Genomic DNA, 10,517 nt, shown 5'->3' on the forward strand with positions numbered 1-10,517 from the left:
AAGTCAGTGGGAAATAGTCAAATCGAGAAAATCCGGAAAAATAGAGACCGATCGAGCGCGAGAATAGAGAAGAAGTGCAAATAAACCCGGGGAAATAGGCAAATACCCAGGGAAATGTTCAAATCTACAGGGAACAAGCGCAAAAAAGCCAATAAGTAGCGCAAATCCTCATGGGAAATGATCAAAAGTCAGTGGGAAATAGTCAAATCGAGAAAATCCGGAAAAATAGAGACCAATCGAACGTGAGAATAAAGAAGAAGTGCAAATAAACCCGGGAAATAGGCAAATACCCAGGGAAATGTTCAAATCTACAAAGAACAAGCGCAAAAAAGCCAATAAGTAGCACAAATCCTCGTGGGAAATGATCAAAAGTCAGTGGGAAATAGTCAAAACAAAAAATACTCAAAATAAATTAGGAAATTAGCAATATTTGTGAAAAGGTTAACAAATAAAAATTTTCTGAAAATAATTTCTCTCATTGAATTAATTGACATCAGTTTCAATGAATAAGCATAAATGATCAGAATCGCAGGACACTATGTAGTAATGAAAATATTATGGTGAGCAAGGGTGGGAGGCTATATATTTTAGTTCAGATTTCGCTAATTTTTATAACCTAAATACTGGGCGAAAAGCTATTGTAGAAATAGTTATTTTTTACTATGATAGAGATAGAACAACAATCATTAGGAGATGATCATTTGATCAGTCAACAAAAAGCGTATCGCGTTGAAAAGGATTTTTTAGGGGAAAAAGAAGTTCCTTATGATGCTTATTATGGTATTCAAACTTTACGTGCTGTCGAGAATTTTCCAATTACCGGATATAAAATAGATGGAAGTTTAATACGTGCATTAGCCATGGTAAAAAAATCTGCGGCTCAAGCAAATATGACGATTGGCCAATTAGATAAAAAAATCGCTAATGCTATTATAAAGGCAGCGGATGAAATTATCGATGGCAGCTTACATGACCAATTCCTTGTCGATCCGATTCAAGGAGGGGCTGGAACCTCCATCAATATGAATGCAAATGAAGTGATTGCCAACCGTGCGTTAGAAATTCTTGGAGAAGAGAAGGGATCCTATAAAATTATTAGCCCTAACTCCCATGTGAATATGGCACAGTCTACAAATGACGCTTTCCCGACGTCCATTCATATTTCAGTGCTATCTACTTTAAATAAATTGCTCCTTGTTATGGGGGAGCTTCATACAACTTTCGAAGAGAAAGCCATTGAGTTTAACCATATCTTAAAAATGGGAAGAACCCATCTTCAAGATGCTGTTCCGATCCGCCTAGGCCAAGAATTTGAAGCATATGCCCGCGTGTTAAATCGTGATATAGAAAGAATTCGCGTTTCACGTCAACATTTATATGAAGTGAATATGGGGGCAACCGCCGTTGGAACAGGGTTAAATGCGGATCCTTTATATATTGAAAAAGTCGTGGAAAATTTAAAAGAGAATAGTGGTTTTCCATTGAAAAGAGCTGAGCATTTAGTGGATGCCACTCAAAATACAGATGCATACTTAGAAGTTTCTGCCACATTGAAAGTATGTATGATGAATATATCCAAAATTGCCAATGATTTACGTTTGATGGCATCAGGGCCAAGAACAGGACTCTCTGAAATAACTTTACCTGCCCGTCAACCTGGTTCATCGATTATGCCGGGAAAAGTAAACCCTGTAATGGTAGAAGTATTGAATCAAGTAGCCTTTCAAGTTATTGGAAATGATCATACGATTTGTTTAGCTTCCGAAGCGGGTCAATTCGAATTGAATGTTATGGAACCAGTGCTCGTTTTTAATCTATTACAGTCCATCAATGTGATGACAAATGTATTCACTGTTTTCCGCAAATATTGCCTAGAAGGGATTAAAGCGAATGAAGAACAGATGAAGCATTATGTAGATAATAGTGTTGGTATTATTACGGCAATTAATCCACATGTTGGATATGAAACAGCAGCCGCTATTGCGAAAGAAGCCATTATAACTGGAAAATCAGTTCGCGAACTTTGCTTGGAAAAAGGAGTGTTATCGAAAGAAGAATTAGACATCATCCTTCACCCATATGATATGACAGACCCGGGTATTTCAGGAAAAGAGTTAATTGAACGAAAACGATATTTAGGAGTATAAAGCGATTTTCCCTATCGTTATTAGCAGATAAAACGCTTGGAATTCAAATTCTCCAAGCGTTTTTACTACTGTTAAAAACTGATCATAATTAATAAATTATGAAATGAATGCAATAGAACTACTGACCATAATGAGCCTGTTTTTTTATAGACAAATCCAAAAATCAAACCAAGGAGATAAACGTATAGATGACTCCATACATCAAAAAATATCCCATCATACATCCAAACGGCATAATGGATGACAAGAAATAAGAAAGCTGTGATTAGATTGGCTTTCCAGAAGGACATTTTTTTCCCTATTTCTTGAAGAATGAATCCTCTAAATACAATTTCTTCGGTAATTCCTGAAAGAAGAAAAACATTCAAATAACTAGTCAGTGATAAATCAAAATGAAATCTTTGATGATGAAGGATATAAACTTCAAAGGCGAAACGTAAGCCAAGTATTAATGAAAGAACGACTCCCCAAAATAATCCTCTTTTTACATGGACATTCATTTTTAAGTAGTTAATCGGGTTAATATGTAAATAATATTTTATCCATAAACATGTGGGTACAATCCAAACGAAAATCTTAATGATCGCCATCAATAAAGCGGATGTAGTTTCATCGTATAGATATATATACTTTACCAGCCATAATTCTTTAAAAGCCCAGACGAGGTAAAAGATGAACAGATACAAAAAAAGTGCTTTTATGTGACTCCCTTTACTTTCCCTTTTTACATTTATTTCAGTCTCCAATTGACCCTCCTAAAATTATCTGCATTTTCAAATGTATGCTTTATCCTTATTTTAGCAATAGATTCTTTATGTTGACAATCATGTTCCTTTGATATTAAGGAGGAGTATGCAAATAGAGCAAGAAAAAGACCAAATCACAGTGACTTGGTCTTTTCCTAATAGGATCTCCTTTTTAATACGGGAATAGTTCCCCCTTAATAATGCAAACTTTCAGCATGATGACATTTAATACATTTGCGCATAAAGGCATTTTCCTGAAATTGATGATTACATTGTCGCTGAATGGAGTTCACTTCAGCTTCTAATTCTTTAATTTTTTGGTTTAAAAAAGAAATTTCACTTTTTAATGCTTCTACTTTTTTTTGCTTATCGATAAATGGCTGATCCATTTTCAACAAACTCCTTAGCTTTTTGATCCATTCCTTCTTTAATTTGTTTTTCATCAATGTTTGTTGTTTCATTTGTTGCTTGTTTACGTAGGTCATGAGAAATTCTCATTGAACAGAATTTCGGTCCACACATCGAACAGAAATGCGCTACTTTTGCTCCTTCAGCTGGAAGTGTTTCATCATGATATTCGCGCGCGCGGTCAGGATCTAGGGCTAGATTAAATTGATCTACCCATCTGAATTCAAAGCGTGCTTTTGATAATGCATCATCACGTTTTTGTGCTCCAGGATGTCCTTTTGCTAAGTCAGCTGCATGGGCAGCAATCTTATAAGCAATAACTCCTTCGCGCACATCATTTTTATTTGGTAAACCTAAATGTTCTTTCGGTGTAACATAGCAAAGCATTGCAGTACCAAACCAGCCGATCATTGCTGCTCCAATCGCAGAAGTAATATGATCATATCCCGGAGCGATATCTGTTGTTAATGGTCCTAATGTATAAAAAGGAGCCCCTTTACAAATTTCCATTTCTTTCTCAACATTTTCTTTAATTTTATGCATTGGAACATGCCCTGGTCCTTCAATCATAACTTGAACATCATGTTTCCAAGCGATTTGTGTTAATTCACCAAGCGTTTCTAATTCAGCAAATTGTGCTTCATCATTTGCATCGGCAATGGATCCTGGTCTTAATCCATCTCCTAATGATACAGAAATGTCATAAGCCTTTAATATTTCACAGATTTCCTCGAAGTGAGTGTATAGGAAGTTTTCTTGATGATGGGCTAGACACCATTGTGCTAAAATAGAACCTCCGCGTGAAACAATGCCAGTCGTGCGTTTAATGGTCATTGGAATATAACGTAATAAGACACCAGCATGGATTGTAAAATAGTCAACCCCTTGTTCTGCCTGTTCGATTAACGTATCACGGTAAACTTCCCATGTTAAATCTTCAGCAATCCCATTTACTTTTTCAAGAGCTTGATAAATAGGAACAGTTCCTACTGGTACAGGTGCATTGCGAATAATAAATTCTCTTGTTGTGTGGATATTTTTCCCTGTTGATAAATCCATAATCGTATCAGCACCCCAATGAGTAGCCCAAGTCATTTTCTCTACTTCTTCTTCAATGGAGGAGCTTACAGCAGAATTCCCAATATTTGCGTTAATTTTTACATGAAAATTACTTCCGATAATCATCGGTTCACTTTCAGGATGGTTAATGTTAGCTGGGATGATCGCGCGTCCTTCTGCCACTTCTTTTCGTACAAATTCTGCATCGAGATTTTCCCGTATCGCAATAAACTCCATTTCTGGTGTGATGATGCCCTTTTTAGCATAATGCATTTGGGTAACAGCCTGCCCTTTTTTCGCTCTTAATGGTTTGTGATTGAAATCAGGTTTAAGAACAGGAGTGTCCTGGGCTTTTCGGTTCCCGTTGTCTTCAGGCTTTACTTCTCTCCCAACGTATTCCTCAACATCGTTACGCGACAAAATCCAATTTTTTCGTAATTCTGGTAACCCTTTATGTACGTCTGGTTGAAATTCAGGATCTGTGTAAGGTCCGCTTGTGTCATAAACTCTTACAGGTTCATTTTCAAAAACTCCTGAATCTGTCTGTGTTGGATTAAGTTCAATTTCTCTCATCGGTACACGAATGTCCGGAGTTGATCCTTCTACATAAACTTTTTTACTTGCTGGAAATTGGCTTTTGAAATCGATATTTACGTTATTTGCTTGTGACATGTAATGTCCCTCCAATAGTTTATTTGGGGTTACACCAGCTAATAGGAGATGATGAAGATGTCTATATGAGTCGGGATAAGGGACTCATTTTTAGACATAAAAAAATCGGGGTTCTGTTCAAGAAGCCCGATGGAATAGATAATAATTATAGGTACATAGGATCTATGTACGTTCATTATCTACTTCCCTACGCTGGTATAATCCAGATCAGGTTCTAAGGGTCAAAGAACTTAAAACGTGCTCTTCTCTCAGTCCAAACTGAATGGACGCCCCTAGTAGAATCATAAGTTGTAAATGTAAAACTCATCTTCAAGCTAACACGAATAATAGGATTTGTAAAGGTATTGAAAGCATTGATTACAATTAAGACAGCGTGATGCTTATTACTAGTCTATTGATTGTCTTTTGGAATTATGACATCAACTGTCGTCGCTTGAAAAATTCATGTCCTAAAAGGTTGATCGAGAGAGGATGGAAAACCAACCCTATATTTAGTATAATTTTCTAAGTAGATGAGTTTAAAATGCGTTTATTAAACAGGCCTTTAATTTAGATTAAAAAAGCCGAAATAATATATAGATAGAAAAATAGAGGGCTGAATCCGTGAAGTATAACACCTTCTTATATGAAAAAGTTTTTCACCTTTAATTTAGGGGGCAAATGATTATGGGAGCATTTTTTAAGAGATGGGATAAAAAAGATCACCAATCTGAACGCTATTGGATCCTTAAAGCGGAAGAATCAGAAATTGAAATGAAGCTTGCTGATCCAATATTACAGCAGCAAGTAGAAATGATTCATTTAACAGAGAAGGATTTAAAATTGGCGAAGGCGGTTCAACCCTTAATTCAAGAACATATTGAGGGTATTGTTAGATCCTTTTATACGACGATTTTAAAAATTCCACACTTGAAAAAGATTATTGACGATAGTAGTACAGTGGAGCGACTTCGAATGACTTTGACTCACCATATTATAGAAATGTTTGATGGAAAGATTAATGAAGAGTACATCAAGAAGCGTGAACGGGTTGCTCATGTCCATGTTCATATTGGATTGGCACCCAAATGGTATATGGGAGCTTTTCAAAATCTACACAGTACGATGATTCAAGTGATCACAGACAAAATGGTAAACCGTACAGATCGCACACAAACATTACAAGTTATTGCGAAACTATTAAATTTGGAACAACAATTAGTTTTAGATGCATATAATGAAAAGATTCTTCAACAACAGATAAAAGAAAGCGAAGTAAAGAAGGAAGTAAAACATAGACTCGCTATTTCAAGTTCAGAGTTGGCTAGTTTAACAGACCGGACGAATGATTCAATAGAAAAGGTTCTTTCAAGCACATTAGAAATGGACCGAGCCTATTCAGAAACTATGCAACGGACGAATGAAGTATCGACATTATCCAATCAAGGTCAAGTTCAAGTCAGTCATTTCCAAGACAGTATGGAAGATATTCATGAGAAAAGCGCAAAGATTACAGAAATGGTAACAGCGCTAGAGCATTCAACAGAACAAATTCAGCCTATCATTACCTTAGTACAGCAAGTGGCAGACCAAACAAATTTGTTGGCATTGAATGCAGCGATTGAAGCGGCTCGTGCTGGTGAACATGGAAAAGGCTTTGCTGTTGTAGCGGAAGAAGTAAGAAAACTTGCAGAACAAACGAAATCTTCAGCAGTGGAAATTACTGGCCTTGTAAAAAATTCAGATGAATTATCGAAGAAAGTGTCAAGCGCTATTTATGAAATGAAATCCCTCATGGAACAAGGACTTCTTCAAACAAAAGAAACGAAAGCGACATTTGATGGAATTATGAATTCGATGAATGATAGTATTAATGATATGAAAAAAGTCGAAGAAGAAATGAAAAGTTTAACCGAGACCATCGATGGAATTGCGACGTCATCCCAAAAGATTACCAACTCAGCAGAAGGATTAAAGGAAGTCATGGAGCAGTTATAATAAAATTTCAAACGAGCTATTTTTCTAACTACGTCTCAAGTCTTACGAACAAATCCATCTATAGCTCATTGGGATCGCAAGAGACTTTTTTTACAATGAAAATAACAGGTAGTTAGAAAGGTGGAAATTCGTTGAGAAAATTTATAACGATGATTTTGGTTTTAGCCGGTTTGGCCATCGTATTCTTTATTTGGAATTTTGATTCGCTATGGCCGTTTGGAGATTCTACAAAGAGTGTATCTGTGAATGACAATGTGGACGTCATTAAACTGGATATTTCTTCGATTCAAACGACGGTGATTCCTGAAAATCGCAAGGATGTTCATGCAGAGCTTGAAGGGAGAGGGAAGGTAACGGTTAAAAAGCGAGGCAACATGATTACAGTTGAGCAAAAAAACAAATGGAATTTCTCGTTTCTATGGTTCAATCGACCAAAACTGACGATTTTTATTCCAAAGGATTTTGACCGGAATATGGAAATTGATTTAGGCTCCGGATCCTTAAATTTCACAGGGCCATCGAAAAGTCAGCCAATGAAGTTAAATCACCTTACCGTTGACCTTGGCTCAGGATTTATCAAGATGAAAAATATCGAAACGAAGGAGTTCACAAATGATGTTTCTTCTGGAAATGTCGAAATTCAGTCACTTACAACAGATCATGGAATCTTTGACCTTAGTTCAGGGCGGATCAATTTGAAAGACTATGAAGGAAAACTTGAAGGAGATGTTTCATCAGGACTGTTCAATGTTCAAATGAAACAATTAGTTGATTCGGTGGATATAGAGGTTTCTTCTGGAAGGGTGTCACTGGATCTTCCCGAAGATGCTGATTTCAAATTAAAAGGAAAAACCGGAAGTGGGATTGTAAACTATGATTTTCCACTCAATGATACGAAAAAATCCCGGAAGCATATTGAAGGGGTTCACGGATCTGGAAAACATACGATAAACATCGAGGTCGGTAGCGGTAGCATAAATATTCGTTAAGAGAGAAAACTCCTCAAGAAAATGGGGAGTTTTCTCTCTTAATGGATCAAATTAGTGGATCAAACGTTAAAATCTATTTCATCAAAAATGTAACAATGAACATAACGAACAATCTGTTTGAAAACTACAAATTTTTCAGAAATTAATGATAAAAACAAGGAATCTTGCTAATAATGTCGAATTATTTGATATAAATATGGAAAATGTGCAAATGTTCACGAGGCATCATTAGGGGCAAATTATTTTAGAAAGTACATAAACCTCTATAAAATTATGCAAATATTCAAAATGGGAGTGGTTATTAATGTCAATCAAAACAGCAGATTTATGTGATGATTTTGCAAGTGAATTACAAGTATGCTCATTAGAATTCAAATCTTTCGGAAAAAATAAAAGTTTCTCAGGTCCGATTGCAACGGTTAGTGTATTTGAAGATAATGTACTTGTTAAAGAAGCATTGAAAACAATTCCTGAAGGCAGTGTTCTTGTCGTTGATGGCGGCGGTTCAAAAAAATGTGCCCTTATGGGGGACCGTTTGGGAGATATTGCGGAGACACGAAAACTTGCAGGTGTCATTATCAATGGATGTGTACGGGATACAGCAGATTTAGGTCAACAAAATATTGGTGTATTTGCAATCGGAAGCAATCCATTAAAAAGTATAAAAGAAGGAAAAGGGGACCGTGATGTGACGCTAAAGTTTGGTGATGTCGAGTGGACTCCTGGACATTACGTCTATGCAGATGAAGATGGCGTCGTCGTGGCAGCACGAAAATTAAATTAAGATCTCTTTAAGAACAAGCTATTTCCTTAGTACACGGAAACGGCTTGTTTTATTATTACATTAACCGTCCTTCTAATGTTTAAAAATATACGAGATCAAAACGGCACTAAAATAGAGTACAGGGACACCCACAATAAAATAAAACATATTTTTAGGCATGAACATATTGTAAAAATATAAAAATAAAACGGCCCAAATAAATAAGACACTATATTTGAGTAAATTCCTCATTCTACTCATTCTCCTCGCTCCATTTGACCAACAAATCTTCATCCAATGGAATTTTTTTATTGCATCAGGTGTAAAATAACATAAAGAAACCCAAATGCTCCTAAATTACTAACGCTTGCTGATAAAACAGCGATCGCTAAATAGGGATGAAAGTTTGAGTGTTTCCTAGATTGAAATAAATAAAAAACAGAATAACAGATACTGACGATAAAGAGAGCTATCCACATAGAGTGAATCGATAAAATTTCAAAACGAATTAAATAGTTTCCAATGTAAAAAATATTTGCTAAAAGGAGAAGGATCAAAAGAAGGTTTTTCAATAAATTTCACCTCCAATAAAAAAGGAATATACAAATTTTACCATAAATACAAGAAAATTAATAGTTATTGAATTCTAACATTTAGTTGATCAAAATAAAAGGTCCCATCTTTTTATCATTGGACTTGTAATAAATGATTGCGATATACTCTTAATTAATGGTAGAATATAATGTCTCAATTAATATTGTTAGTAATCATTATTTTGATAACCATAAAATCATTTATAAAGATTCAAAATTGAAAGTGAGTGTTCATAATGGGTCGTAAATGGAACAATATTAAAGAAAAAAAAGCAGCAAAGGATAAAAGTACGAGTCGTATCTATGCAAAATTTGGTCGCGAAATTTATGTAGCAGCCAAGCAAGGTGAACCGGATCCTGAATCTAACCAAGCTTTGAAATTCGTATTGGAACGTGCAAAAACGTATAGCGTACCGAAACATATTATCGACCGTGCGATTGAAAAAGCCAAAGGTGGTTCAGACGAGAATTATGATGAACTTCGTTATGAAGGCTTTGGACCAAATGGATCCATGGTGATTGTAGATGCGCTTACCAATAATGTCAATCGTACTGCATCAGAAGTGCGTGCAGCATTTGGTAAAAACGGTGGGAATATGGGTGTAAGTGGATCTGTTGCTTACATGTTTGATCAAACAGCTGTCATCGGTTTAGAAGGAAAAACAGCTGATGAAGTACTAGAGCTATTAATGGAAGCCGATGTAGATGTGCGTGATATTTTGGAAGAGGATGAAGCAGTGATTATATACGCCGATCCAGATCAATTCCAAGCTGTACAGGACGCACTTAATCAAGCTGGAATTTCAGAATTTACAGTGGCAGAAATCACAATGCTTGCACAAAACTACGTAACACTTTCCGAAGATGATCTAGCAAAATTTGAGAAACTAATTGATACACTAGAAGATTTAGAAGATGTTCAACAAGTTTATCATAATGTTGAATTTGATGAATAAGGTTAGATTGAAAGGGTAAAATCATGAGTGATTTTGCCCCTTTTTATATTACTATGGGTGTGCAAAAATCGGGAAAGTAGCGTAAATAAATTCGGGGAATAAGCAAATAAAAAGTCAAGTCCTTAATATTGTGTAAAATGATAATTACAATGTTTAATGCCTATTTCGGATTATAGTAATATGATTTAATTTGATTGGAAGGGGTAC

General features: G+C 35.7%; 9 protein-coding genes and 1 riboswitch. Of the genes, 5 read left to right on the top strand and 4 right to left on the bottom strand.

Going from position 1 to position 10,517, the window contains the following annotated elements:
• The first annotated feature begins 704 nt into the window (after nucleotides 1-704).
• A complete protein-coding gene (gene aspA / locus J2S13_RS15665; protein WP_307258786.1) occupies nucleotides 705-2,147 on the top strand; it encodes an aspartate ammonia-lyase in 1,443 nt (480 codons plus the stop codon).
• A gap of 71 nt (nucleotides 2,148-2,218) precedes the next feature.
• On the opposite strand, the gene J2S13_RS15670 is transcribed toward aspA, so the two are convergent.
• From J2S13_RS15670 to thiC, 3 genes are all read right to left on the bottom strand, one after another.
• A complete protein-coding gene (locus tag J2S13_RS15670) occupies nucleotides 2,219-2,893 on the bottom strand; it encodes a CPBP family intramembrane glutamic endopeptidase (RefSeq protein WP_307258775.1) in 675 nt (224 codons plus the stop codon).
• Between the two features lie 194 nt (nucleotides 2,894-3,087).
• Nucleotides 3,088-3,282 (bottom strand): hypothetical protein, encoded by a 195-nt coding sequence (locus J2S13_RS15675; RefSeq protein ID WP_307258777.1) that lies wholly within the window; start codon nucleotides 3,280-3,282, stop codon nucleotides 3,088-3,090.
• Nucleotides 3,260-5,032: a phosphomethylpyrimidine synthase ThiC gene (thiC, locus tag J2S13_RS15680; RefSeq protein ID WP_307258778.1), complete on the bottom strand. Its 1,773-nt coding sequence runs from the start codon at nucleotides 5,030-5,032 to the stop codon at nucleotides 3,260-3,262. Before thiC ends, J2S13_RS15675 begins: the two co-directional genes overlap by 23 nt.
• 167 nt (nucleotides 5,033-5,199) lie before the next feature.
• Nucleotides 5,200-5,316: riboswitch (TPP riboswitch) on the bottom strand.
• A gap of 382 nt (nucleotides 5,317-5,698) precedes the next feature.
• On the opposite strand from thiC, the gene J2S13_RS15685 reads away from it, so the two are divergent.
• The 3 genes from J2S13_RS15685 to rraA all read left to right on the top strand — a co-directional run bounded on the left by J2S13_RS15685 (nucleotide 5,699) and on the right by rraA (nucleotide 8,782).
• A complete protein-coding gene (locus tag J2S13_RS15685; RefSeq protein ID WP_307258779.1) occupies nucleotides 5,699-7,009 on the top strand; it encodes a globin-coupled sensor protein in 1,311 nt (436 codons plus the stop codon).
• A gap of 131 nt (nucleotides 7,010-7,140) precedes the next feature.
• The gene (gene liaG / locus J2S13_RS15690; protein ID WP_307258780.1) at nucleotides 7,141-7,998 is read left to right on the top strand and encodes a LiaG family protein; all 858 of its coding nucleotides are present in this window, start codon (nucleotides 7,141-7,143) and stop codon (nucleotides 7,996-7,998) included.
• Nucleotides 7,999-8,302: 304 nt separating this feature from the next.
• The gene (gene rraA / locus J2S13_RS15695; protein ID WP_307258782.1) at nucleotides 8,303-8,782 is read left to right on the top strand and encodes a ribonuclease E activity regulator RraA; all 480 of its coding nucleotides are present in this window, start codon (nucleotides 8,303-8,305) and stop codon (nucleotides 8,780-8,782) included.
• Nucleotides 8,783-9,069: 287 nt separating this feature from the next.
• Here rraA and J2S13_RS15700 read toward each other — a convergent pair whose 3' ends face one another.
• Nucleotides 9,070-9,333, bottom strand: a complete 264-nt coding sequence (locus J2S13_RS15700; RefSeq protein ID WP_307258783.1) for a hypothetical protein — start codon at nucleotides 9,331-9,333, stop codon at nucleotides 9,070-9,072.
• 257 nt (nucleotides 9,334-9,590) lie between these two features.
• Here J2S13_RS15700 and J2S13_RS15705 point away from each other — a divergent pair, with 257 nt between their 5' ends.
• Nucleotides 9,591-10,310, top strand: coding sequence for a YebC/PmpR family DNA-binding transcriptional regulator (locus J2S13_RS15705; protein ID WP_307258784.1), 720 nt, complete (start codon nucleotides 9,591-9,593; stop codon nucleotides 10,308-10,310).
• Nucleotides 10,311-10,517 lie beyond the last annotated feature (207 nt).

Source organism: Oikeobacillus pervagus, assembly GCF_030813365.1.
Classification (GTDB): Bacteria; Bacillota; Bacilli; order Bacillales; family DSM-23947; genus Oikeobacillus; species Oikeobacillus pervagus.

Excerpts from the sequence above, each read along its gene's own strand:
- J2S13_RS15705 (WP_307258784.1), top strand. The coding sequence starts at position 9,591 with ATGGGTCGTAAATGGAACAATATTAAAGAAAAAAAAGCAGCAAAGGAT.
- thiC (WP_307258778.1), bottom strand. The coding sequence starts at position 5,032 with ATGTCACAAGCAAATAACGTAAATATCGATTTCAAAAGCCAATTTCCA.
- J2S13_RS15685 (WP_307258779.1), top strand. The coding sequence starts at position 5,699 with ATGGGAGCATTTTTTAAGAGATGGGATAAAAAAGATCACCAATCTGAA.
- J2S13_RS15675 (WP_307258777.1), bottom strand. The coding sequence starts at position 3,282 with ATGGATCAGCCATTTATCGATAAGCAAAAAAAAGTAGAAGCATTAAAA.
- rraA (WP_307258782.1), top strand. The coding sequence starts at position 8,303 with ATGTCAATCAAAACAGCAGATTTATGTGATGATTTTGCAAGTGAATTA.